General features: G+C 74.3%; 18 protein-coding genes (1 of these 18 running past the window's edge). 10 read left to right on the forward strand and 8 right to left on the reverse strand.

Going from position 1 to position 23608, the window contains the following annotated elements; translation table 11 throughout:
* Positions 1-6938 carry part of the coding region annotated (locus HS99_RS12810) for a type I polyketide synthase (RefSeq protein WP_107406511.1) on the reverse strand (this coding region is incomplete at its 3' end). The annotated region extends 20063 nt beyond the left edge of the window, so 6938 of the 27001 annotated nt are shown.
* Positions 6939-7255: 317 nt separating this feature from the next.
* Between HS99_RS12810 and HS99_RS12815 the strand changes: the two genes are divergently transcribed.
* Positions 7256-7573, forward strand: a complete 318-nt coding sequence (locus tag HS99_RS12815) for a chorismate mutase family protein (RefSeq protein WP_030557261.1) — start codon at positions 7256-7258, stop codon at positions 7571-7573.
* A 57-nt stretch (positions 7574-7630) separates the two neighbouring features.
* Here HS99_RS12815 and HS99_RS12820 read toward each other — a convergent pair whose 3' ends face one another.
* Positions 7631-8668 carry a GDP-mannose 4,6-dehydratase gene (locus HS99_RS12820; protein ID WP_030557259.1) on the reverse strand — a complete coding sequence of 346 codons (1038 nt, stop codon included), beginning with the start codon at positions 8666-8668 and terminating at the stop codon, positions 7631-7633.
* A 472-nt stretch (positions 8669-9140) separates the two neighbouring features.
* Between HS99_RS12820 and HS99_RS12825 the strand changes: the two genes are divergently transcribed.
* Positions 9141-9539: a hypothetical protein gene (locus tag HS99_RS12825; protein WP_030557258.1), complete on the forward strand. Its 399-nt coding sequence runs from the start codon at positions 9141-9143 to the stop codon at positions 9537-9539.
* 524 nt (positions 9540-10063) lie between these two features.
* Here the strand turns inward: HS99_RS12825 and HS99_RS12830 are convergent.
* Positions 10064-10468 carry a YfbO family protein gene (locus tag HS99_RS12830; RefSeq protein WP_050366851.1) on the reverse strand — a complete coding sequence of 135 codons (405 nt, stop codon included), beginning with the start codon at positions 10466-10468 and terminating at the stop codon, positions 10064-10066.
* A gap of 24 nt (positions 10469-10492) precedes the next feature.
* On the opposite strand from HS99_RS12830, the gene HS99_RS44800 reads away from it, so the two are divergent.
* The gene (locus HS99_RS44800) at positions 10493-10642 is read left to right on the forward strand and encodes a hypothetical protein (protein ID WP_157846631.1); all 150 of its coding nucleotides are present in this window, start codon (positions 10493-10495) and stop codon (positions 10640-10642) included.
* A 10-nt stretch (positions 10643-10652) separates the two neighbouring features.
* Here the strand turns inward: HS99_RS44800 and HS99_RS12835 are convergent, their stop codons facing one another.
* Positions 10653-11318 (reverse strand): TetR/AcrR family transcriptional regulator C-terminal domain-containing protein, encoded by a 666-nt coding sequence (locus HS99_RS12835; RefSeq protein WP_030557255.1) that lies wholly within the window; start codon positions 11316-11318, stop codon positions 10653-10655.
* A 70-nt stretch (positions 11319-11388) separates the two neighbouring features.
* Here HS99_RS12835 and HS99_RS12840 point away from each other — a divergent pair, with 70 nt between their 5' ends.
* The 5 genes from HS99_RS12840 to HS99_RS12860 all read left to right on the forward strand — a co-directional run bounded on the left by HS99_RS12840 (position 11389) and on the right by HS99_RS12860 (position 18262).
* Positions 11389-12846 (forward strand): FAD-dependent monooxygenase, encoded by a 1458-nt coding sequence (locus tag HS99_RS12840; protein ID WP_046386707.1) that lies wholly within the window; start codon positions 11389-11391, stop codon positions 12844-12846.
* A 145-nt stretch (positions 12847-12991) separates the two neighbouring features.
* Positions 12992-14602, forward strand: a complete 1611-nt coding sequence (locus HS99_RS44005; protein WP_050366852.1) for a hypothetical protein — start codon at positions 12992-12994, stop codon at positions 14600-14602.
* 468 nt (positions 14603-15070) lie between these two features.
* On the forward strand, positions 15071-16324 hold the full coding sequence (locus tag HS99_RS42435; RefSeq protein ID WP_051835631.1) for a glycine-rich protein: 1254 nt from the start codon (positions 15071-15073) through the stop codon (positions 16322-16324).
* A gap of 651 nt (positions 16325-16975) precedes the next feature.
* Positions 16976-17422, forward strand: coding sequence for a hypothetical protein (locus HS99_RS12855; RefSeq protein ID WP_141763706.1), 447 nt, complete (start codon positions 16976-16978; stop codon positions 17420-17422).
* A 354-nt stretch (positions 17423-17776) separates the two neighbouring features.
* Complete coding sequence (locus HS99_RS12860) at positions 17777-18262, forward strand: ATP-binding protein (RefSeq protein ID WP_107050811.1); 486 nt, start codon at positions 17777-17779, stop codon at positions 18260-18262.
* A gap of 200 nt (positions 18263-18462) precedes the next feature.
* Here HS99_RS12860 and HS99_RS12865 read toward each other — a convergent pair whose 3' ends face one another.
* The 4 genes from HS99_RS12865 to HS99_RS12880 form a co-directional block, all read right to left on the reverse strand.
* Complete coding sequence (locus tag HS99_RS12865; RefSeq protein ID WP_030557248.1) at positions 18463-19200, reverse strand: alpha/beta fold hydrolase; 738 nt, start codon at positions 19198-19200, stop codon at positions 18463-18465.
* Between the two features lie 71 nt (positions 19201-19271).
* Positions 19272-20414, reverse strand: a complete 1143-nt coding sequence (locus HS99_RS12870; RefSeq protein WP_030557246.1) for an FAD-dependent oxidoreductase — start codon at positions 20412-20414, stop codon at positions 19272-19274.
* A gap of 269 nt (positions 20415-20683) precedes the next feature.
* Complete coding sequence (locus tag HS99_RS12875) at positions 20684-21379, reverse strand: TetR/AcrR family transcriptional regulator (RefSeq protein ID WP_030557245.1); 696 nt, start codon at positions 21377-21379, stop codon at positions 20684-20686.
* Between the two features lie 226 nt (positions 21380-21605).
* Positions 21606-21779, reverse strand: a complete 174-nt coding sequence (locus tag HS99_RS12880; protein ID WP_030557244.1) for a CsbD family protein — start codon at positions 21777-21779, stop codon at positions 21606-21608.
* A 125-nt stretch (positions 21780-21904) separates the two neighbouring features.
* On the opposite strand from HS99_RS12880, the gene HS99_RS12885 reads away from it, so the two are divergent.
* Both HS99_RS12885 and HS99_RS12890 read left to right on the forward strand, forming a co-directional pair.
* Complete coding sequence (locus HS99_RS12885) at positions 21905-22075, forward strand: hypothetical protein (protein ID WP_030557243.1); 171 nt, start codon at positions 21905-21907, stop codon at positions 22073-22075.
* A 275-nt stretch (positions 22076-22350) separates the two neighbouring features.
* A complete protein-coding gene (locus HS99_RS12890) occupies positions 22351-23478 on the forward strand; it encodes an AI-2E family transporter (protein ID WP_232543294.1) in 1128 nt (375 codons plus the stop codon).
* The last annotated feature ends 130 nt before the right edge of the window (positions 23479-23608 follow it).

A 23608-nucleotide genomic window follows, 5' to 3' on the forward strand; every position in this document is an offset into this window, starting at 1 on the left:
TCGGCCAGCACCTCTTCCAGGGCCCGGGCGAACACCGGGAACCGCTCGGCGAGTTCGCGCCCGGCGCCGAGGCGCTGAGCGCCCTGGCCGGCGAACAGCAGGGCGAGCCGCCCGCCGCCGCTCTCGCCCGTGACCAGCCCGGCGGCCGGCTCACCGGCCGCCAACGAGGCCAGGGCGGCGAGCAGTTCGTCCCGGTCGGCGCCGGCGGCCACCGCGCGGTGGCCGAACGCGGAGCGGGTGGTGGCGAGCGCGAGCCCGACGTCGGCCGGGCGCAGTCCGGGGCGGGCGGTGACGAAGGACCGCAGCCGGGCGGCCTGGTCCCGCAGCGCGGCGGGGCTGCGCCCGGCCAGCGGCCAGAGCAGGACGGGCTCCGCGACGCTCGGGACGGGCGGCGCGCTGACGGCGGCGGGGGCCTGTTCCAGGATGACGTGGGCGTTGGTGCCGCTGAAGCCGAAGGAGGAGACGCCGGCCCGGCGCGGACGCCCGGTCTCCGGCCAGGGCGTCTCCTCGGTGAGCAGCTCGACCGCGCCCTCCTCCCAGTCCACGTGGGAGGACGGCTCGGCGGCGTGCAGGGTGCGCGGGACCACGCCGTGCCGCATGGCGAGCACGGTCTTGATCACCCCGGCGACGCCGGCGGCGGCCTGGGTGTGGCCCAGGTTGGACTTCACCGAGCCGAGCAGCAGCGGGAGTTCGCGGTCCTGCCCGTAGGTGGCCAGCAGCGCCTGGGCCTCGATCGGGTCGCCGAGCGGGGTGCCGGTGCCGTGCGCCTCGACCACGTCGACCTCGCCCGCGGTCAGCCCGGCGTTGGCGAGGGCGGCGCGGATGACGCGCTGCTGGGACGGCCCGTTGGGGGCGGTGAGGCCGTTGGAGGCGCCGTCCTGGTTGACCGCCGAGCCGCGCACCACCGCGAGCACCGGGTGCCCGTTGCGCCGGGCGTCGGAGAGCCGCTCCAGCACCAGCACGCCGACGCCCTCGGACCAGCCGACCCCGTCGGCCCGGTCGGAGAAGGCCTTGCAGCGCCCGTCCGGGGCCAGGCCGCGCTGGCGGGAGAACTCGATCAGCGAGGTCGGGGTGGACATCACCGTGACGCCGCCGGCCAGCGCGAGGGTGCACTCGCCGGTCCGCAGCGCCTGCATCGCCCAGTGCATGGCGACCAGCGAGGAGGAGCACGCGGTGTCCACGGTGACCGCCGGACCCTCCAGGCCCAGGGTGTAGGAGACCCGCCCGGAGGCGATGCTCGGCGAGGTGCCGCTGCCCTGGTGGCCCTCGAACCGGCCGCCGGCCAGCAGCGCGGAGTAGTCGTTGTACATCACGCCGGCGAAGACGCCGGTGCGGCTGCCGCGCAGCGCGACCGGGTCGATCCCGGAGCGCTCCACCGCCTCCCAGCAGGCCTCCAGCAGCAGCCGCTGCTGGGCGTCGGTGGCCAGCGCCTCGCGCGGGCTCATGCCGAAGAAGGCCGGGTCGAAGTCGGCGGCCTCGTGCAGGAAGCCGCCGAACCGGGTGTAGCTGGTGCCCAGGTGGTCCGGGTCCGGGTGGTAGAGCGCGTCCAGGTCCCAGCCGCGGTCGGTGGGCAGCCCGGAGACGGCGTCGGTGCCCTCGTGGAGCAGCCGCCACAGGTCCTCGGGCGAGGCGACGCCGCCGGGGTAGCGGCAGCTCATGCCGACGATGACGATCGGATCGTCGGCGTCGGCGGCGCGTACCGGTGCCGGGGCCGCGGGAGCCTGGGCACCCGTCAGTCCGTCCAGCACGTGCTCGGCCAGCGCGGCCACGGTCGGGTGGTCGAAGACGACGGTGGCGCGGATCCGCAGGCCGGTCGCGGCACCGAGCCGGTTGCGCAGTTCGACGGCGGTGAGCGAGTCGAAGCCGAGGTCCTGGAACGGACGCTGCGGGTCGACCTCGGCCGGGTCGGCGTGCCGCAGCACGGCGGCGACCTCGGCGCGGACCAGCTCGACGGCGGCCTCGGTGGCGGCCGCGGCGGCGCGCCGGGCGGGGGTGCGGATCAGTCCGCGCAGCAGCGGGGGCACCTCCCGGCCGGCCCGCAGGACCGGCAGGTCCAGCCGGACGGGCAGCAGCACGGCCTGCGGCCGGGTGAGCGCGGCGTCGAACAGGGCGAGGCCGTCGGCGGCGGACAGCGCCGGGGTGCCGGCCGCGGCCAGCCGGTCGAGGTCGGCGGCGGTGAGGCCGCCGGTCATCCCGCCTGCGGGCGCCCACGGCCCCCAGCCGAGCGACTGGGCGGGCAGCCCGGCGGCGCGGCGGTGGTGCACCAGTGCGTCGGCGAAGGCGTTGGCGGCCGCGTAGTTGCCCTGGCCGGGCGCGCCGGCCGTGCCGGAGAAGGAGGAGAACACCGTGAAGGCGGCCAGGTCGAGGCCGCCGGTGGCCCGGTGCAGGTGCCACAGGGCGTCGGCCTTGGGCCGCAGGACGGCGGCGAGCCGCTCGGGCGTCAGCGCGGTGACCACCCCGTCGTCGAGCACGCCGGCGGCGTGCACGACCGCGGTCAGCGGGTGCTCGGCCGGAACGCCGGCCAGCAGCCGGTCCACGGCCGCCCGGTCGGTCAGGTCACAGGCCTCGACGGTGACCGCGGCGCCCGCCTCGGTGAGAACGGCGGCCAGTTCGGCGGCGCCCCCGGCCCGCGCGCCGCGCCGGCTGACCAGCAGCAGGTGTCGGACGCCGCGCTCGGCCACCAGGTGTCGGGCCAGGACGGCGCCGAGCCCGCCGGTGCCGCCGGTGATCAGCACGGTCCCGGCCGGGTCCCACCCGGCCCCGGCCGGCTCCTGGGCCGCCCCGGAACGTTCCGCGAGCGCGCCGGCGACGGCGCCCGCCCGGGCCAGCCGGGCCGCGAGCACGCCGCTGGCCCGGACCGCCAGCTGCGGTTCGTCCCCGGCGAGGGCCGCCTCGGGCAGCGGACCGCCGGCCGGATCGAGGTCGACCAGGCCGAACCGGCCCGGGTGCTCGGCCTGCGCGGAGCGCACCAGGCCCCAGACGGCGGCCGCGGCCGGGTCGGTGACCTCCTCGTCCGCCCCGGTGCTGACGGCGCCGCGGGTCACGAAGACCAGCCGGGCGTCCTCCGTCGCCTCGTCCGCCAGCCACGCCTGGAGCCTGGCCAGGGCCCGGGCGGTCAGTTCGTGGGCCGCGCCGACCGGGTCGGCCGGGTCGCCCGCGAGCGGCACCAGCACCACCCCGGCCGGCCCGTCCCCGGCGGGCGGCAGCGTCCCGAGGCCGAGCGGGTCCGGCCCGTCGACCGCCACCGCGGCCGGCACCGGCGCCCCGCCGCCGCGCGGACGGGCCCAGCGCAGCTCGAACAGCGCCTCCGCCGAAGGGCCCGTGCCCGCGCCCGCACCGCTCGGCAGCGCCCGCAGCACCAGGGCGCCGATCGAGGCGACCGGGCCGCCCGCGGCGTCGGCGACCTCGACGGCGACGGTGTCCTCGCCGGTCGCCGAGAGCCGCACCCGGACGGTCGACGCCCCGGCGCCGTACAGGCTGACGTCCTGCCAGCAGAACGGCACCCCGCCCGGCACCAGGAAGCCCGCGGCGTGCAGCGCCGCGTCCAGCAGTGCCGGGTGGATGCCGAACCCGCCGGCCTCGCCGCGCACCGTCTCCGGCAGCGCGACCTCGGCGAACACCTCCTCGTCCCGGCGCCAGGCTGCGGTCAGCCCGCGGAAGGCGGGCCCGTAGCCGAAGCCCGCGCCTTCCAGCCGCTGGTCCAGGCCGTCCGGGCCGGTCAGGTCCAGCGGCTCCGCACCGGCCGGCGGCCAGGCGCCGGACTCCCCGGCCGGACGGGGGTGCTCGTCCACGGCCAGCAGGCCGTCGGCGTGCTGGGTCCAGGGGGCGTCCTCGTCCCCCTCGGGACGGGCGTAGATCCCGATGCCGCGCCGCCCGGTGGCGTCCGGCCGGCCGACCCACACCTGGACCTGCACGCCGCCCTCCGCGGGCAGCGGCAGCGGCGCGGTGAGGGTGAGTTCCTCGACCCGGTCGCAGCCGGTCTCGTCGCCCGCCCGCACCGCGAGTTCCAGGAACGCGGTGCCGGGCAGCAGCACGGTGCCGGCCACGGCGTGGTCGGCCAGCCACGGGTGGGTGCGCAGCGACAGCCGGCCGGTCAGCAGCAGGCCGTCGGTGTTGGCCAGCGACACGGCGGCGGCCAGCAGCGGGTGGTTGGCCGAGCCGAGCCCGGCCGCCCGGACGTCGCCGGTGCGGGCGAGCGCGCTCTTCGGCCAGTACCGGCGGTGCTGGAAGGCGTAGGTGGGCAGGTCGACGTGGCGGGCGGTGCCGGTCCCGGCGAAGTAGGCGTCCCAGCGGACCGGCACACCCCGGACGTGCAGCCCGGCCAGCGCCTCGGTCAGCGCCTCGGTCTCGTCCCGGCCGGGGCGCAGCGCCGCGAGGGCGCCGGCCCCGTCGGCGGCCGACTCGTCGAGGCAGGTCTGGGCGAGCGCGGCCAGGGTGCCGTTCGGCCCGAGTTCGAGGAACGTTGCGGTGCCGTGGGCCGCGAGCCGGTCGACGGCGTCGGCGAAGCGGACGGTCCGGCGGGCCTGGTCGACCCAGTAGCCGGCGGAGGTGAGCTGTTCGACGGTGGCGGGCGCACCGGTGAGCGTGGAGACGACCGGGATGACCGGCGCCTGCGGCGAGAGCCCGGCGACGACGGTGCGGAACCCGTCGAGCATCGGGTCCATCAGCGGCGAGTGGAAGGCGTGCGAGACCCGCAGTCGGCGGACCTTGCGCCCGAGTGCCTCGAAGTGCGCGGCGACGGCCTCGGCGGGCGCGCTCGCGCCGGCGACGACCACGGCCCGCGGGCCGTTGACGGCGGCCAGCGCCACGTCCTCGCCGAGCAGCGGCCGGACCTCGTCCTCGCCGGCCTGGAGCGCGATCATCGCGCCGCCCTCCGGCAGCGCCTCCATCAGGCGGGCCCGGGCGGAGACCAGGGCGGCGGCGTCGGCGAGCGAAAAGACCCCGGCGACGTGCGCGGCGGCGATCTCGCCGACCGAGTGGCCGGCCACGAAGTCCGGGGTGACGCCCCAGGACTCCAGCAGCCGGAACAGCGCGACCTCGATCGCGAACAGCGCGGGCTGGGCCTGTCCGGTGCGGTTGAGCAGGTCCTCGTCGGCGCCGAGGATCACCTCGCGCAGCGACGGGCCCGGCCGGTCGCCGAGCGCGGCCAGCACCTCGTCCAGCGCGGCGGCGAACACCGGGAAGCGGGCGGCCAGTTCGCGGCCCATGCCGAGGCGCTGGGCGCCCTGCCCGGCGAACAGGAAGGCGAGCTTGCCGCGGCCCTGGACGGTGCCCCGGACCAGCCGTCCGTCGCCGGTGCCGGCGGCGAGCGCGGCGAGGGCGGCGGCCGCCCCGGCCCGGTCGGGAGCGGTGACCACCGCGCGGTGCTCCAGGGCGGCCCGGGTGGTGGCGAGGGCGCCGGCCAGCTCGGCGTCGGAGCCGGCCGGGCCGGACTCCAGGAAGTCCCGCAGGCGCTCCGCCTGGGCGCGCAGCGCCTCCACGGTCCGGCCCGAGACCAGCCAGGGCAGCGCCCCGGAGCCGGCTTCGGCCTCGGCCTGGGCCTCGGCCTGGGCCTGGCCCTCCGACGCGCCCGGGGCGTCCGGGGCCGGGACCTCCGGGGCCTCCTCGATGATGACGTGGGCGTTGGTGCCGCTGAGGCCGAAGGAGGAGACCCCGGCGCGGCGCGGTTCGGCGCCCTGCGGCCAGGGGGTCGCCTCGGTGAGCAGCCGCACCGCCCCGGACTCCCAGTCGACGTGCGAGGACGGCGCGTCCACGTGCAGCGTCCGGGGCAGCAGGCCGTGCCGCATCGCCAGCACCGTCTTGATCACCCCGGCCATGCCGGCCGCCGCCTGGGTGTGGCTGAGGTTGGACTTCACCGAGCCGAGCAGCAGCGGCGCCTCCCGGTTCGCCCCGTAGGTGGCGAGCAGCGCCTGCGCCTCCACCGGGTCGCCGAGCACGGTGCCGGTGCCGTGCGCCTCGACCACGTCGACCTGGTCGGCCGAGAGCCGGGCGTTGCGCAGCGCCTGCTCGATCACCCGTTGCTGGGAGGGGCCGTTGGGGGCGGTCAGGCCGTTGGAGGCGCCGTCCTGGTTGACGGCCGAGCCGCGAAGCACGGCCAGCACCCGGTGGCCGTTGCGCCGGGCCACCGACAGCCGCTCCAGCACCAGCACGCCGACACCCTCGGACCAGCCGGTGCCGTCGGCGGAGTCCGCGAAGGACCGGCAGTGGCCATCGGCGGCCAGCCCGCCCTGGCGGGCGAACTCGACGAAGGTGGTGGGGGTGGACATCACCGTGACGCCTGCGGCGAGCGCCAGGCCGCACTCCCCCGCCCGCAGCGACTGGGCGGCCAGGTGCAGGGCGACCAGCGAGGAGGAGCAGGCGGTGTCCACGGTGACCGCGGGGCCGACCGCGCCGAAGACGTACGAGAGCCGGCCGGAGATCACGCTGGTGGCGTTGCCGGTCAGCACGAAGCCCTGGACGTCGTCGTCCGGGCCGGTGCGGTAGTCCTGCGGCATGGCGCCGACGAAGACGCCGGTCCGGGTGCCGCGGATCCCGGTGGGGTCGATGCCGGCCCGCTCGAACGCCTCCCAGGCGGTCTCGAGCAGGACGCGCTGCTGCGGGTCCATGGACAGCGCCTCGCGGGGCGAGATGCCGAAGAAGCCGGGGTCGAAGTCGGCCGCGCCGCGCAGGAAGCCGCCCCGGACGTCGGTCGGACCGTCGGCCGGGTCGAGCTCCCAGCCGCGGTCGGCCGGCAGGCCGGTGATGCCGTCCCGGCCGTCGACCAGCATCGCCCAGAGGTCCTCGGGGCTCGCCACCCCGCCGGGGAAGCGGCAGCCCATGCCGACGATGGCGATCGGTTCCCGGGCGGCGGCCTCCAGTTCGTCCACCCGCTGCCGGGAGCGCTGGAGATCCGCGCTGGCCCGCTTGAGGTAGTCCCGGAGCTTCTGTTCCTTGTCCATCATCGACGCAACCCATCTGGAGGACCGGCGAACGGCAGGGGGTCCGCTGTGGACGGCCCGCGTGCTCCGCACGCGCGGCGCTCGCATTCCCGCACTTCGGCGATCAGTCTCGATCGGCCCGGCGCGGGAAATCCCTAGGGTCTGTCGTCGGCCCCCGTCGGGCCGCAGGGCGGGCGGGAGTCGTCCGGGTGGTCGGCGAACGGTGCCCGGACTCTAGGGAATTGCCGGGCGTTCCGGCTGGATCGTCGGATGCGCGAGCCATGGGTGCGGTCCGTCGGGCGCGCCGCGGGCCACCGACGTCGACGAGGATGACCGCCATGCCCGAATCCGTCCCGCACGGGGACCAGCCGAGACCGCCGCGGGCCACCGAGGGCATCGCGGACGACACGGCGGAGCAGCTCAGCGCACTCGACGAGCAGCTGATCGCGCAGCTGGTGCACCGGATCCGGCTGGCCCGCGGCCACCAACTGAGCCGCCGCGCCGCCGGGTTGCCGACCACCAGCCTGGCCCAGGAGAACGCCATGCTGCTCCGTTACGCCGCCCGGCTCGGCGACCAGGGCGCCGGGATCGCGCTGGCGATCCTGGAGCTGTCCCGCCCGCCGGCCTCCCCTGCGCCGGCCCCGGAACGCCCCTAGGGCGGTGGGGGCCCGGTTCCGTCCGGTCCCCCACCGCCCTCTCGCCGGTACCCGCCGTCACCAGCGCGCGCCGGTCAGCACCTCGCCGTAGTCGCGGGCCAGCCGGGCCTGTTCGAGGTCGGACTCGACCATCATCCGCATCAGTTCGGTGAAGTCCACCGTCGGTTCCCAGCCCAGAACGCGGCGTGCGTTCTGCGCGTCGGCACAGAGCGTCTCCACCTCCGCGGGCCGCACCAGCGCGGGGTCGACCTCGACGTGCTCCTCCCAGTCCAGACCCACGCACTCGAAGGCGATCCGGGCCGCGTCGCGGACCGAGTGCATCCGGCCCGTGCCGATGACGTAGTCGCCCGGTTCGTCCTGCTGGAGCATCAGGTGCATGGCCCGCACGTAGTCCCCGGCGAAGCCCCAGTCGCGGACGGCGTCGAGGTTGCCGAGCAGCAGCCGGTCCTGCAGGCCGAGCTTGATCTGGGCGACCGCGAGTGAGATCTTCCTGGTCACGAACTCCGCACCGCGGCGCGGCGACTCGTGGTTGAACAGGATCCCGGAGACGCCGTACATCCCGTAGGACTCGCGGTAGTTGCGGGTGATGTAGTGCCCGTAGGTCTTCACCACGCCGTACGGGCTGCGCGGGTGGAACCGGGTGGTCTCGTGCTGCGGGGTCTCCGCGACCATGCCGAACATCTCGGAGCTGGAGGCCTGGTAGAACCGGATCTGACCGGTACCGTCGCCGGTCGCGGCCGGCTTGTTGATCCCGCTGACCATCCGGATCGCCTCCAGCACCCGCAGCACGCCGGTGCCGTTGACCTCGGTGACCAACTCCGGCTGGCGCCAGGACATCGGGACGAAGGAGATCGCCCCCAGGTTGTACACCTCGTCCGGCTGGATCGTGTCGACCGCGGAGACCAGACTGCCCTGGTCCATCAGGTCGCCGTCGACGAACCGCAGCTCCGGGATCAGCCGGCTGACCCGGTCCTTCCGGGGGTTCGCCTGCCCCCGGCTCAGGCCCCACACCTGGTACCCCAGGGAGATCAGGTGCTCGGCCAGGTACGACCCGTCCTGGCCGGTCACCCCGGTGATCAGTGCTCGCTTGGACATCCGTTCCCCTTCAGCCACTGCTCGTGGTCCGCTCTCGGCAACAGCCAGCGAACCACCGGCCGGGCTAAGGAATTTGCGAGACTTCCCGCGCGGTGCGCGGATGCCGACGGAACCGCGCGGGGCTGTGCCGGGCTGTGCTGGGCTGTGCGGCAGGCGCACGGATGGCAGCGACTCCGCGACATCGCGGCCGACTGACCGGATCACGAAACCGGGCCGCCCCGGCCGGTGGCCCCGCGGAGCGGGGACAACGAGGACCGGCGGGGCTGCGGGAGGGGTGCCTCTCCGGTTCTCGGGGAGAACGCGTCTGCCGGGAGGGGCGCGGTTCCGGCATGATCCGGTCCAGGCGGGCGAACACCCGGGAACGCGGCCACGTACGCCGAGCGCATGGCGGTGGACGACGATTCCCGAACGAGCTCGAAAATCAATACAGGAGGGGGCCTGACCGATTTCCCTTTCTCGCTAGGCTGCCGTTATGACGGATGACTATCAGCAGCGGGAAGAGTGGCGAGCCGCCTTCGCCAAGCAGGTCATCACCGACTGCCTGGGCCAATGGCTGCGATCGGCCAATGAGGCGGCGGTGGCCGCGGTCGGCTCGGAGTACGCCGCCGAAAGTGCCCGCCTGGCCCGGCAGGCCAAGGACAAATTGACCCGCTGGCGGGAAAGGGGCGACCTCGGCGGCGACACAGCAGCCCGGATCGCCGACGCCGTGGTCGAGAGAATGGAGCACGACGAGAAGACCACCCCGCCCCGGGAAGAGGCCGACGAGTCCTTTCCCTCCTTCGACAGCAGTTACCGTGCCGCGGTGACCTGCCAGTGGCTTCGCGACCAGGGATACGACATCCCCACCTATCCCGGGAACCCCGAGCTGTGAGCCGGACCCGCGGTCGAGGAGGTAGTGGGCGTCAGTGAGGACGCGGGCGGCGTCGGCGGGATGCTGCGGGCGCGTCCGCCGGTCCGGCGCCGGGGCCCTGCGGCGCCGGCCCGGTTCTCCCGGGTGGTCAGCGGCCTGAGCAGGAAGGCGGCGGCGCGCAGGCCGTGCGGAACTCCGCCGGTGCGGGCCGGGCGCCGGACCGGCTCAGCGCAGACCGAGGCAGAACAGCCAGGCCCGTGAGGCGCTGTGGCCCGCGGTGAGCCGCGCACTCCGCAGCGGGGCCGCACCACAGCTTCACGGGCCCGTCCGCCGCCCTTCCGCCCAGTGGTGGAGCCGCCCCGGGCGCCGGTGAGGCGAGCGGCATCGCGCCCGAACTCCCGTGGGAAAAGTCACGTTGGCGCCTGCCAAAGGCGTCAGGCACTGGTTGGGCGAGGTCGACGGGTGGTGGACTCCGCGATCACCACGGGCAACGCCGGCCCGGGGCGATGAGTGGCTGTGACCGGCACCGGCGCCGCGGAGCCTGGCTAGTCCCACATCACGGACCATACGGTGGCGCCGTGCGGCACAGCAGGGATGTCACGGTAGACGTCCACCAACTCCGGGATCGTGCCGCTGGCTTCGAGTCCCTCGATCCACGCGGCACGGACGCTCTCCCCGGCCGTGGTACAGATGGCGACGGCCTCCCCGGCGAGTTCCTCCATCTCCATCGTCTCCGGGTGCAGTTGCACCCGGACCCAGGCAACGTCCTCGCGTTGCTCGATGACGCGGAGGCGCTCGGCCAGTTCCGCGAGGGCAGGCCGCCCGTAGCCCCACTGGTTCGGCGCGATGCTTCCTTCGTTGTCGTTGCCGTCGAAGAACTCGTTCAGGGTGATCAACGGCATCACGCCTTCGTCACCGGCACGGTGGATCACTTGCTCAGCGGAGATCATGGCCACGGATCCTCGCATGACAGGGTGACAGCCCACCGGCCCGGAGCGGGGGGCGGGCAGCTTGCCGAAGGCATCGAGCACCGGTGCCGCCATCCGGGGGCAGTGGTCGAGCAGGGCCTGCTGGTCGCGCCGGCCGACCAGGGCGTCCTGCAGCCGTCGCTGGTGGACCGGTGATCGACCGTGATCAGCCGAGCAGCGTGGCTTCGACACCGGCCAGTACCGCCGCCAGGCCCTGCTCGAAGCCCTCGTCGAAGTCCTGGAACATCACCCGGCCCGCCTCAGCGGCCAGCGGGTGGGCGGCCAGGCGCTCGGCGCGGGCCTCGACGTCGTAGCCCTCGTCGCCGTCGAAGGGGTTCGGGGCCATGGCCTGCTCCTCGATGACGTAACCGACGGTGTAGCTGTACGCCGTGTACCAGGCCCGGGTGGCCGCCGCCAGGGTGAAGCCGGCCTCGGTGAGCACCCGCAGCGAGGCGTCCAGGCCGGCCGCGTACGAGGTGTCCGTGAACCGGGCGCCGCTGTAGACCTTCGCGCCGTCGCGGTGGCGCAGCAGCTCGGCGCGCAGGGTGCGCATGGTCGTGAGGTACAGCGCCCGCCAGTCGCCGTCCCGCTCCGGCCGGTCGCCGCCCGCCGCGGTCGCCCCGGCCGTCATCCGGCGCATCATCTCGGTCGCCATCTCGTCCAGCAGCGCCTGCTTGTCCTTGAAGTGCCAGTACAGCGCCGGCGCCTTGACGTCCAGCTCGGAGGCGATGGCACGAAGGGTGAGGCCGTCGAGGCCGACCTGGTCGAGCAGGCGGAGCGCGGCGTCGACGACCTGGGCGCGGTCGAGCTTGGGGGTTCTCTTCGGAGTCACGCTTGACAGTTTAACGCCGTTAAGTGCACGCTTCCGGCAACGGCTACTTAACAACGTTAAGGGGGTTGTCGTGGCCTCTCACGGCACGCACACGGACGTCCTGATCATCGGAGCCGGGCCCACCGGCCTCGCCCTCGCACTCGACCTCGCCCGGCACGGCGTCACCGCCCTGACCGTCGAACGCGGTCCGGGGCTCTTTCCCGGCTCGCGCGGCAAGGGACTCCAGCCGCGCACCCTGGAGGTCCTGGAGGACTTCGGCGTGCTCGACCGGATCCGAGCGGTCGCGGGCCACTACCCGCCCAACCTGTTCTGGAAGGACGGCGAGCCGCAGGGCGAGCGCACCATGTACGACCCGGCCGAGCCCTCCGAGGCCGAGCCGTACACCGAGACGCTGATGGTGCCCCAGTGGCGCACCCAGCGGATCCTCCACGAACGGCTGCGCGAACTCGGCGGCGAGGTCGCCTTCGGCCGCGAGCTGGTCGACCTGACCCAGAACGGGGAGGGCGTGACGGCCGAGTTCGCCACCGGCGCACCGGTCCGGGCGCGGTACCTCGTCGCCGCGGACGGCGGGCGCTCGACGGTCCGGCGGCTGCTCGGCATCGGGATGACGGGTGAGACCGTCGACCCGGACCCACTGCTGGTCGCCGACGTCCGGATCTCCGGGCTCGGCCGGGAACACTGGCACGTGTTCCCAGCCGACGAGGGCCTGCTGGCGATCTGCCCGATGGGCGGCACCGAGGACTTCCAGCTCGTCGCGCAGTTCCCCGAGGGCACGGCCGTCGACCTCACCCTCGACGGCCTGCGCACGGTGGTGGCCGCCCGCTCCCACCTGACCACCGACCAGGTCACCGAACTGCGCTGGATCTCCGAGTTCCGCCCCCGCGCCGCGCTCGCCGACCGCTTCCGCGAGGGCCGGGTCTTCCTCGCCGGTGACTCCGCCCACGTCCACTCGCCGGCCGGCGCACAGGGCCTGAACACCAGCGTCCAGGACGCCTACAACCTGGCCTGGAAACTCGCCGCCGTCCTCGCCGGCCGGGCGGACGCCTCCCTCCTGGACACCTACGAGGAGGAACGCCGCCCCAACGCCGCCGCGATGCTCGCCCTGTCGACCCGCGTCCACCGCGGCCAGGAGCGCCGCGGCCGGGCGACCCGGCAACTCGGCCTCGGCTACCGCGGGTCCTCCCTCACCGTGGACACCCGCCCGGACCTGCCCGAGGAAGCGCTGCGCGCCGGCGACCGCGCCCCGGACGGCCGCCGCGGCGGCACCCGCCTGTTCGACGCCTTCCGGGGCCCGCACTGGACCCTGGTCACCGTCGGCACCGACGACCCGCTGCCCACCCTGACCACCCCCGTGGTCCGCATCCCGGCGTACGAGGCGTACGGCACCGGCGTCTTCCTGGTCCGCCCCGACGGCTACCTCGGCTGGGCCGGTCACACCCCGGAGGGCCTCGCCGCCTACGCCGCGGGCCAGGGCCTCCTCGCCCGCCGACCCGGGGATCCGGCCCCGGCCGGCCCCTCCGGAGCCTGACGGCGCGTCGCCCCCGCATCGCCCGGGGCGGCGGACCATTCCTGACGTTCCGTCTGCGCGCGCCGGCCTTCCTGGTTAGACTCCCGGACCGTCGTGCGGTCGTCCGACCGGTCGATCCGTCACGCCGTCCGCCCGCGGAGGAGCCTTGGTCTCGATCACCCTCGACGCCGAGCGCCGCGTCCGTGCCGACGCCGCACGGGTTCGGGTCGCGGCCGTGGACGCGCTGCGCTCGCTCGGCTTCCGGGTCACCTCGGAGATGGCCACCGTGGTGGAGGCCCAGCGGGGCTCGGCCGTCCGCTCCGCGATGCTCCTGCCTGACGAAGTCCCGCTCGCGATACGCGTGCTGTTCGCCGGCGGGCCGGACGGCGCCGACCCGCACACCACGGTGTCGGTGCACCTCACCGACCGTGCCGTCTCGGTCGTCGCGCTGGGCGTGCAGTCCCCCTACGTGGAGGCCTACCGGAGCGCGCTGCTCACGCTCGACCGGACGCTGGCCGGCCTCGATCCGGACGCGGACTTCCCCCAGCCGCGCTGGTGGGCCCGCGCACCCCAGGCGGAGACGTTGGCCCGCCACCACCAGACCGGCGAGCGCGTGGTCGGAGGCGTGGCCTCCCTCATCAACGAGCGGCTCTCCGGCGGCCCCCGGGCCACCGGGCCGTCCCTGTGGGCCGGGATCCAGGGCGTCGTCTTCCGCTCCCGGGAGGGCTTCGTCGCCGTGGACCGCAACGCACTCCCCGGCCTGCTGTCGATCCCGGTGATGATGAGCCGCCGACCGGACGGCGTACCCGAGCGACTCGGCTCCGGCGTGGCGCAGTTGGCGGCCACCGTCGAGGGCTTCCTCGCGGCCGTCGGCGTGGGTGTGGCGGACGTCCCGGTCGGGGAGGAGCACCGAGCAGCCTTCGAGTTCCTGTACCGGCAGTTCGGTATCCGCTCCCGGCTGCCCGTTCGGACCCTGTGCACGTGCCGGGACTGCCGGCAGACCAAGGTCGTCAACCTGGACCTCCAGCGCCTGCGGGAGCGGCGACGGCGGCTGAAGACGATCCAGTCGGTGCTGCGCGCGGCGCACAGCAAGGACGGCGAGATCCACCCCTTCCAGATCTTCGGGGCGTTCTTCCAGCACGGCAAGGTCGAGCCCGACTTCATCTGCTCACGTTGCGAGAGCACGGAGGCCGACGAGCAACCGGTGACGTTCTGCCCCGGCTGCGGGGACATGCGCACCGAGGGAGCGCTGATCTCCTGCGGTGAGTGCGGGTACGACTTCGAGGCGCTGGTGGCCGGGCTCGCGGTCTGGAACGTGGCGCCGCCACCGGCGGTCGTTCCGCCGGCGGTTCCCCCAGCGCCTCCCATCCCTCCCGTTCCTCTCGTTCCTCCCGTTCCTCCCATCCCTCCCGTTCCTCTCGTTCCTCCCGTTCCGCCGGTCGCGCCCCCCGCCCCGGTGGCACCCCCCTCACCGGTCGTCGCCCCGCGCCCGGCGGTTCCCGCACCGCCCGCCGTCCCGCCGATGCCGGCCACCGTCCCGACACCCACCGCACCCACCGCACCCACCGCACCCACCGCCCCGCCCGGCTTCGGGCCGCCGTCCGAAGGCTTCGCCCCTCCCCCACCCCCGACCTGCGCCATCTGCGGCATCAGCTACCCGGTCCTGTGGGCCGTACAGGTCCTCGACGGTCCCAATCCACGGCCGCTGACCGTCTGCCGGACCTCCCAGCGGTGTTCACCGCCCTCGGTGGCCACACCCGTGCGCATCCGGACCTGACGGCACCCGCCGGGACCGCCGGCCCGAGCCGCGAGCCTCTGCCGGGCTGAACGGCCGGTCCGCCCGCAGACTGCTGCTGGACGACGCCACGGGCCGCGGCCCGGATGATCCACGGCACCACCCTCTACGTCGACGGGGGAATCACCACCACGCGCCCGGCCGGACTCCGGGAAACGAGCACGCCGGGGCCACGCTTCGGTGACTGCCACGAGATCGGGGCCGGAGCGCCCTGGAGGGGTTTCGCCCCGCCCGGGCGCCGGCGCCGGCTTTTCGGAGCACCCGGGTCCGTGCTAGCGGACCGTGGTCGTGCGCTCGGGCTCGGATGCCGGCGAAGGCGTGGTCCGCAGGCCCGTCGGCGTGAACCGACGGTGTGTCAGTCCGGTGAGGGCCCTGACCTCCGTTTGCGTGATCGACAGTGGCGCAAGGCGAAACCTCGCCGAGTCCTTCTTCCGTCTTTTGGAGTTGAGCGTGACGTTCTCACTGTCGGGGGCCATCGGCCGGCCCGCTGCCGGGCGTCGGGGTCGGGTGCTGGCCGTGGCGGCCGGTGTGTTCGGCGCCGCGGCCCTCGCCCCGGTGGCGTTGTCCGTGCCCGCCCGCGCGCAGGGCACCTGTACGGTCTCCGGCCCCACCACCACCTGCACGTTCGCCTTCACCGGCGCCGAACAGACGTTCACCGTCCCCAACGGCGTCAGCCAGGTCGACGTCACGGCGATCGGCGCGGCCGGCGGTCTGTCGGGGGTCAACACCACCCCGGGCGGCCGGGGCGCCCAGGTCTCGGGCACGCTCACCGGGCTGTCCGGCGGGCAGACCCTGTACGTCGAGGTCGGTGGCGTCCCCACGCTCCCCTCCAGCTGCTACCCCTTCTCGCCGTGCGTCGGCGGCTTCAACGGCGGTGGCAGCAGCCACTTCGGCGGCGGTGGAGGCGGAGCCTCCGACGTCCGCACCCAGCCCCGGACCACCCCCCTCACCACCACCGACTCCCGCCTCATCGTGGCCGCGGGCGGCGGAGGGGCCGGTGAGGTCTTCAGCCCGTCGTGCACGGGCGGCAGCCAGGGCGGGGACGCCGGCCAGCCGGGTGCGAACGGGATGTGCACCGGGGGAGGCGGCGGCGGGGCGGGCACCGCCACCCAGGGCGGGCCCGGCGGCGTCAGCCCCGGCAATACGAACGGCTCGCCCGGCACCCTGGGCACCGGCGGCGACGGCGGCGCCGGCACGGGCGGCGCGGGCGGCGGCGGTTACTACGGGGGTGGTGGCGGCGGCAGCCTCAACGCCAATGTCAGCCCCTTCGGGAGCGCTGGTGGCGGAGGCGGCGGATCGTCCCTCGTCCCGGCCGGCGGCACCGGCCCCGCCGTGACCGGCGCCGCCGCAGGCATCACCATCAGCTACCCCACCCCGGGCAAACCGGTGACCACCCGTCTGATCGCGATCCCCCAGCAGGTCCGGCTCGGCCGACCGGTGGTCCTCGACGACCTGGTCTGCCCGGCCGGCGCGGGCGCCACGACCCCGCCCACCGGCACGGTGACGTTCACCGACACCACCGCCGGAGTGACTCTGGGCACCGCGCGCCTGGTCCTCAACCTCGGGAACTGCGCCGCCGCCGGGCGCGTCGTCTTCTTCCGGACCACCGGCCCGCACGTCATCACGGCCGTCTACAGCGGCGACTCGGTCTACCAGGGCAACGGCGGCAGCCCCGAGAACATCACCGTGACGGTGAACCCCTGACCAGAGGAAGATCGCGGGCTCCCCGCGGGGCCCCGGTGAAGCGCAGCTGAACGCGTACCGTCGCCGCTTCCGGGCCTGTTCCGCCGGTGTCAACCGGGCGGATGGGTCGGCCGGCGGACCGACGCCGTGACGTCGTGTTCGGGACCTGGGGGTCCGCCCCTTCGCAGGGGCGGACCCCCAGGTCCCCGTCGGGGCCGACCGGTCAGGCCGGCTCGACGCTGAACACCGCTGCCCGGACCTCGACGCCGGGCGGACGAAGGGCCGACGGCCGGTCGGTTCGAAATCCCCACTCGCGCGGACTCCCCGCCCCGGGCGACGGCACCGGGCACCTGGCGGCGCGCGGTGTCCGGGGGGGTGTCCCGCGCGCCGCCAGCCCTGCCCGCGACCTCCGGCTACCCCCGCCCATCCACTTCATGCACCCGACCTGACGGCCGGGGCATGGACGCAGCGGTCCCGGGAACCGCTCATGAGTCCCCACTGTCAGGCGGCGCCCGTGTCCCGCGCCGGTGCTCCACGTTCCCGGACGTCCGGGCCCGCCACCACGGCTTGTTGACGGGAGAGGAGTCACCTTGCATGCTGCGCCTGGGAGTTCGACGGCAGGGGAAGTGGGGCGAAGTGAAGGGGATCGATCTCCGGCGTGCGACCGGTGCCTTGGCGATCGCATTACTCGGTGGGGGCTGGCTGCTCAGCGGATGCGCCGGCGATCCCGAACCCGCTCCCGACCCGCTGAGTCATCCCTGCCTCCTGCTGAGCGCCTCCCAGGCCACGGACGTGCTGCACCGCTCGCCCGGCCCGGCCAAGGAGATCACGCAGGAGGAGGTGAGCGAATGCGCCTACCAGGAAGCGGAGCTCTACGTCAGCGTTGCCCATGCCTCCTACGACAGGCAGTCCTTCCGCGACGTCGTCGACCGCACCAAGGGCCAACCAGCGACGGAGGCGGGGCTCGCCGACGCGGCGTACAGCTTCCACGTGCAGGAGGAGTCCAGGGACTTCGTCCTGCTCGACATCCTCAAGGGCAGCAGGCTCGTGCAGATCACGGCGCCCACGGCCGAGGACGCCCGGCAGACCGCCCTCCTGGTACTGCCGCGGCTTCACTGACGGCGTCCCGCGCAGCGGAACCGGTGCCCTCCGACAGGCGATCCCGACCGGTGGCCGAGTGACTGCGACCGCTCGGCTTCGGCCGGTCGCCGCTTCCGGCCGACCGCGCCAAAAAGCGCGGTTCCGCCGTACCGACCCGTGCCCTTCCACCGACAAGCACTTCACCATCGCACAGGACATGGCCGCCGCCGAGGCCGTGGCGGACGTCCTCCTCGGGCACGGCACCGGCCGCTCGTGATCGCCCCTGGCACGTCCGGGCATCACGGCGGACCCAGCGGGTACACGAGCCGCAGCACCCGCACGGGACCCCACCGATCCGCGCACACCACCCACCCCCTGATGCGAGGCCGCCACATGTCTCCTGCAGATGCGCCGGCCACAGGCCCCGCGGGGCCCGAGCGCCGCAGGGGGACGACCCACGGGCGGCCTCCGGTCCGAACCGCCGGACAGGCCCGCGCCCACCTCGCCGACCTCCTCGGCCGACTGGAGGGGGACTTCGGCCGGCTCCTCGCGGACGCGCAGCTCGCGGTGACCGAACTCGTCGTCAACGCCCACCGGCACGGGGGTGGGCTGACCGGCTTCGGCGCACGCCTGGACCTGGAGCGCGGCTGTCTCGTGGTGGACGTCGAGGACGGCGACGAGCGGCACCCCGTCGGCGAGCCGCTCGACCGGCGCGACCCGACCGCCGCCGGCGGCCGCGGCTGGGCCCTGGTCCAGATCCTCGCCTCCACCTGCCACATCGACGCCCTGCCGCAGGGCGGGAAACGGATCCGCGTCACCTTCTCCCTCGGCCGGGCAACGGCCGGCCGAAGGTCCCCCTCGGCCGGCGCGGAGACCTGACGTGCGGTGAGCCCTCCGCTCGTGTGCGGCATGGAGACCGGCGACGCCGACGACGTCTTCATCCGGTGTGTCCTCGCGACCCGTCCGTGGGCACGCCTGGTGGCCGTGACGATCGTGCCCGTCAACGGCACTCCGGCCGGCGCGGTTCCGGCAACCGGCACCCGGACGCGGATCTCGGTCCAGCGTGCGGCACCCGGGGTTCAGTGGCCGGTCGCCGAGGTGCGAGGGGTGAGGAAGGAGTCGAGACGGGTGAAGACCGTCTCGGGCTTCTCGCGGATGGGCTGGTGTCCTGCGCCGGGGACGAGTTCGAACCGCGCGTGGGGGAACGCCGCGGCGTAGGCGCGGCCGAAGTCGGGGGTGACGACCGTGTCGTCGACGCCCCAGAGCACCAGTACCGGGCAGGTGACGGTGGAGAGGCGGGGCAGCAGGTCGGCGTCCGCCATGGTCGGCCCGGCGTAGGCGCGCAGGGCGGCCATCGCCTGTGCGGACGGTCCGCCCTGCGACGCCGGAGCCGGTGGACCGGTTGGCACGGTGATCCGCTGGCCGGGTATGACGGGGCCGATGGCGTCCACGAGGACGAGCCGGGAGATCCGGCCCTCGCGGTCGTCCAGGGCGGTCTGGGTGGCGACCCAGCCGCCGAAGGACGTGCCGATCACCGTCACGTCCCTCAGCCCGAGGCGGCCGAGCAGGCCCAGGTGGGCAGCGGCGAGTGCGGGCACGGAGTCCAGGTCGCCGGGCCGGACGGTGCCGTCCCAGCCCGGATGGGTGGGCGCCACCACCCTGTGGTCCGAGGCGAGGTGTTCGACCAGGGGCGCGACGCCGGCCGGTCCGGGGCCGCCGTGCAGGACGAGGACCGGGCTGCCGCCCCTGCCGGCCTCGCGCACTTCGAGGTTCAGGCCGGGCCGTAGCGGGATGGTGCGGCCAAAGGGCGTCGTCATGGGTTCCTCCCGGATCGGCCGAGGCGGGGTGGGGTTCTGGGACTGAGCGGGGGTGGCCGTCGGCGCGGGCCTCACTGGGCCTCCGGGCCGGAGGTGAAGAACTCGACCGTCCGCTCCAGACCCTTCTCGCCGAACATCGTGTCCAGGTTGGCGGCGGACCCGGCGGCGGACGCCTCGCTGCGCGGGAAGAGGGCCTCCTCGTACGCGGCCAGCGCGGCTTCGGTGTCGCCGGGACGGGCGGCGATGGCCAGGGCGAGTTCGGCGCCGTCGAACATGGCGAGGTTGGCGCCCTCCCCGGCGAAGGGGGACATCACGTGGGCGGCGTCACCGAGCAGTGTCACGCCCGGGACGCGGTCCCAGCGGTGCCCGACGGGCAGGGCGTGAATACGGCGCGGGGTGATCGTCTCCGCGTCCGCGACCAAGGCGCGCAGGTCCTCGGCCCAGCCTTCGAAGTGGGCGAGCACCGCGGCCTTGGCGGCTGCGTGGTCGGTGAAGTCGACCGTGTCCAGCCAGCCTTCGTCGACCTTGAGCGCCGTGTAGACGTGGAGACTGCCGTCACTCTCCCGGTGCGCGAGGACACCGTGTTTGCCCCCCAGGGCGATGAAGAACCCGCCGCCGATCACCGCGGCGCTGCGCGGGTGGCGGGTGTCGGCGTCGAACAGATCGGTCTCGACGAAGGAGATCCCGGTGTAGACGGGCGTGGCGTCCGAGACCAGGGGCCGGATCCGGGACCAGGCGCCGTCCGCGCCGATCAGGAGGTCGGTGGTGATGGCCGAGCCGTCGGCGAACGTCACCTCGTGACGCCCGTCGCCCAGCGCACGGGCGCCGGTGACCTTCCGTCCCCAGTGGATCGTGCCGTGGGGCAGGGAGCCCAGCAGCAGGTCCCGCAGGTCGCCGCGGTCCACCTCCGGCCGGCCGCCGGTGCCGTCGTCCTCCTCGGCCAGGTGCACCGTGCCGTCGGCGCCGAGCAGGCGCATGGCCTGACCGCCCTCGTGGACGATCTCGAGGAAGTCGTCGTGGAGGCCGGCGGCGTGCAGGGCCTTCTGCCCGTTGTTCTCGTGGATGTCGAGCATCCCGCCCTGTGTACGGGCCGCCGCTGACGCCTCCCGCTCGAAGATCGTCGACTCGATGCCGTTGACGTGCAGGACGCGGGCGGCGGTCAGGCCGCCGAGACCCGCGCCGATGATCGCGATCGGGACGTGGCTGGTGCTCATGGGGCCTCCTGAAGCGGATAGGGGGAACACCTCGGCGCGCCGGGTCATCACCGCGTGCGCCGCAGGGCTCCCGGCGGGGGTGGCCGCGCGGCGGGCAGGCGAGGAAGTGAGGAACGCCTCGTTCACTCCGTCCACCGTAACGAACATGTTCGTTGCGAACAAGTTCGCCCGATGGTTCTCGTGTCCCGCGACGGGCGCTGGGGAGCGCTGTCGTTCCCGCCGTCCCCCCGGACGCGTCCGCCACCGGGGCCGGCCGCCCCGCCGGGGGATCAGTCCAGCGCGTCCGGGACAGGAGTGTGAACGATGCCGTCGACGAGAACGTCGAAACTCCAGCGGATCCTCTCCGCCACCGAGCCACCGATCAGGGCGGGCATGTGCGCGGTGATCGCCGGGTGCGTGGTGGCGTCCACGGCGTGCAGCGCACGCACGGTGGCGTTCCAGTCGTCCTCGGAGGCGGGGTCGTGCTCACGCGTCGAGTGCTCGGCGGCCGTGGCAGTCGCGTCCTGGAGCAGTTTGTCCACCCCCCAGGCGACCTGCTCGCGGGCGGCGCCGCTCCGCGAGAGCAGATCGAGGATGCGCTCCACCAGGCGCAGGTAGTTCTCCCCGCTCGGGCGGGCGACGAGCGCGGCCCGTGCCAGTTGCGGGTGCTCGAACAGCACTCGGGTGTACGACGCCATGACGGCACGGAGCTGCTCGCGCCAGTCCTCGCCGCCCTCACGCCCGGTCAGGTCGACCTCGCCGAGCAGGGAGTCCAGAACGGCCGCGTGCAGTTCGGCGGTGTTGGCGACGTAGACGTACAGAGACGCCGGCCCGGTATCCAGCTCCTGTGCCAGGCGGCGCATCGTGACCTTCCCCAGCCCCTCCGCCCGCATGATCCGCACGGCGGTGTCCACGATCCAGCGTCGGGACAGGGCAGGCTTCGCCGGGCGCTCCCGGCGGCTGATCGGCTCTCTTCTCGCAGTCATCGTCCGATCGTAACGAACATGTTCGCAGTGGCGGCTCGGGCCCGGTCGGGGGTCTTCGACGAACTCCGGTACCTGATCGACGAGGCCGACGCACGCTGGGGTTCTCCGGCGGGCGGGCGGTTGCCGGAGCCGGCCTGACGGGCCGTGACGCCGGACCTGCCACGAAGCGCGCGGCGGTGGTCCCGCCCTGGAGTCGGGTGGGACCACCGCCGCGGACCGTGAAGGGTCAGTCCTTGAAGGCGTCCTTGACGTGTTCGCCCGCCTGCTTGACGTCGCCCTTGGCCTTGTCGGCCTTGCCCTCGGCCTGCAGCCGCTCGTTGCCCGTCACCTTGCCGACGCTTTCCTTGACCGCGCCCTTGGCCTTCTCGGCGGCGTTCTCGATCTTGTCGCTGGCACTCATCCCGGCCTCCGGTTCGTCGGAACTTCGTTGCTCCGCCGACTGCCCCCGTCCGGTGGGGATATTCCTCCGAATATGTTCCGTGGCGCGGGGCAACCGGATCGCTGACGCTGACTACGGAGGTCGAAATGGTTCCCCTTCTGCTCGTTCTGCTACTGGCTCTGCTCCTGTTCGGTGCCGGCTTCGCCCTGAAGGCCCTGTGGTGGGTGGCGATCGTGGTCCTGGTCGTGTGGCTGCTGGGGTTCGTGGCCCGTGGCACCGGCGCATCGGGCAGCCGGGGCCGCTGGTACCGCTGGTAGGTCCCGGACGAACGCGGGACCGGCGACGTGTCGTGCACACCGGTGTGCACGACACGTCGCCGCGTCCACCGGGCGCCGCAAACGTGCGGACCGCTGGGCGGTGTCCGGTCGTCGCGCCGAACGCTCCGAGGGGAACAGCGCCCCGGGGCCGCAGGCATGGAGCCCGCCCGCCTCCGAACCCCGAGCCGGCAGCGGCGCTTTCCGAAGGCATTGCGGGCAGACGGGCAACCAGCGGTCAGCCGAATGCCGACCGAACCGGAGACCGAGGAGCAGCCGTGGACGAGGCGCCCCCAGGCATCAACCCCCGGGATCTGCCGCCGGGCAGGCGGGCCAGCGGACCGCGGGCCCGGATCAGGACCACCGGGCGCAGGGCACCGCGGGTGAAGTCGTGGTTCGGGGTGGGTTTTGCGCTCAGTGTGGGGGCGCTGCTGGCGTGGCACGCGGTGGACGCCGTCCTCCAACTCACCTCCCTGCTCACGCTGCTGCTCCTTGCCGTGTTCATCGCGGTCAGCCTGGAACCCGTGGTCACGTGGCTGGAGCACCGCGGCCTGCGCAGGGGACGGGCGGTGGCCGTCGTGGTCGCAGGGCTGGCGGCGGTGCTGGCCGGTCTGCTCGCGGTGGTCATCCCGCCGGTCGGTGAGGAGGTGAGCGCGCTGGTCGACGCCGTCCCGGGCTGGCTCCAGCAGCTGCACGACCGCCAGTCGACGCTCGGCCGGATCGAGGACCACTACCACCTGGTCGAGCGGGCCAAGGAGCAGCTGGGTTCCGGCGGTTCGGCCTCCGGCCTCTTCGGTGGCGTGCTCGGCGCGGGCCGGCTCCTGCTGAGTACCGTGACGGACGCGGTGATCGTCATCAGCGTCACCCTGTACGTCATGGCGGCGCTGCCGGACATCAAGGCGTTCTGCTACCGGTTCGTCCCGCGCAGCCGTCGCGCGGGGGTGGAGGAGATCACCGAGGAGATCCTCAGCCGGACCGGCCGCTACATGCTGGGCAACGTGCTGACCTCCGCCGTCGCGGGTCTGGCGACCTTCGCCTGGTGCGCGGCCACCGGCGTGCCCTACTCGGGGGCGCTCGGGGTCTTCGTCGCCCTCATGGACCTGGTCCCCATGGTCGGCTCGACGATCGGAGGCATCGTCGTCAGCCTGGTCGCACTGTCGGTGTCCCTGCCGATCGCCCTCGCCACCGCCGGTTTCTACATCGCCTTCCGGCTGCTGGAGGACTACCTGATCATGCCTCGGGCGATGAAGTTCGTGGTCGACGTGCATCCGGTCGTGACGGTGATCGCGGTCCTGCTGGGCGGCGCGCTCCTGGGTCTCGTCGGGGCCCTGGTCGCGGTCCCGGCCGCAGTCGCGCTGGGCTTGGTCCTGGACGAGTACGTCTTCCCCCGCCTGGACGGCGCCTGAGAGTCGGGCACGAACCCGCCGCGGTCGCGGCCCCGGCCTCCACCGCAGCCCCGGCCGCCGGCCGTGGAAACCGCCACGCAGTCGATGTACCGCGGTGACGGAGTGCACCAGCTTTAGATGTGCACGACCG

This window comes from Kitasatospora aureofaciens, assembly GCF_001188955.3.
Classification (GTDB): domain Bacteria; phylum Actinomycetota; class Actinomycetes; order Streptomycetales; family Streptomycetaceae; genus Kitasatospora; species Kitasatospora aureofaciens.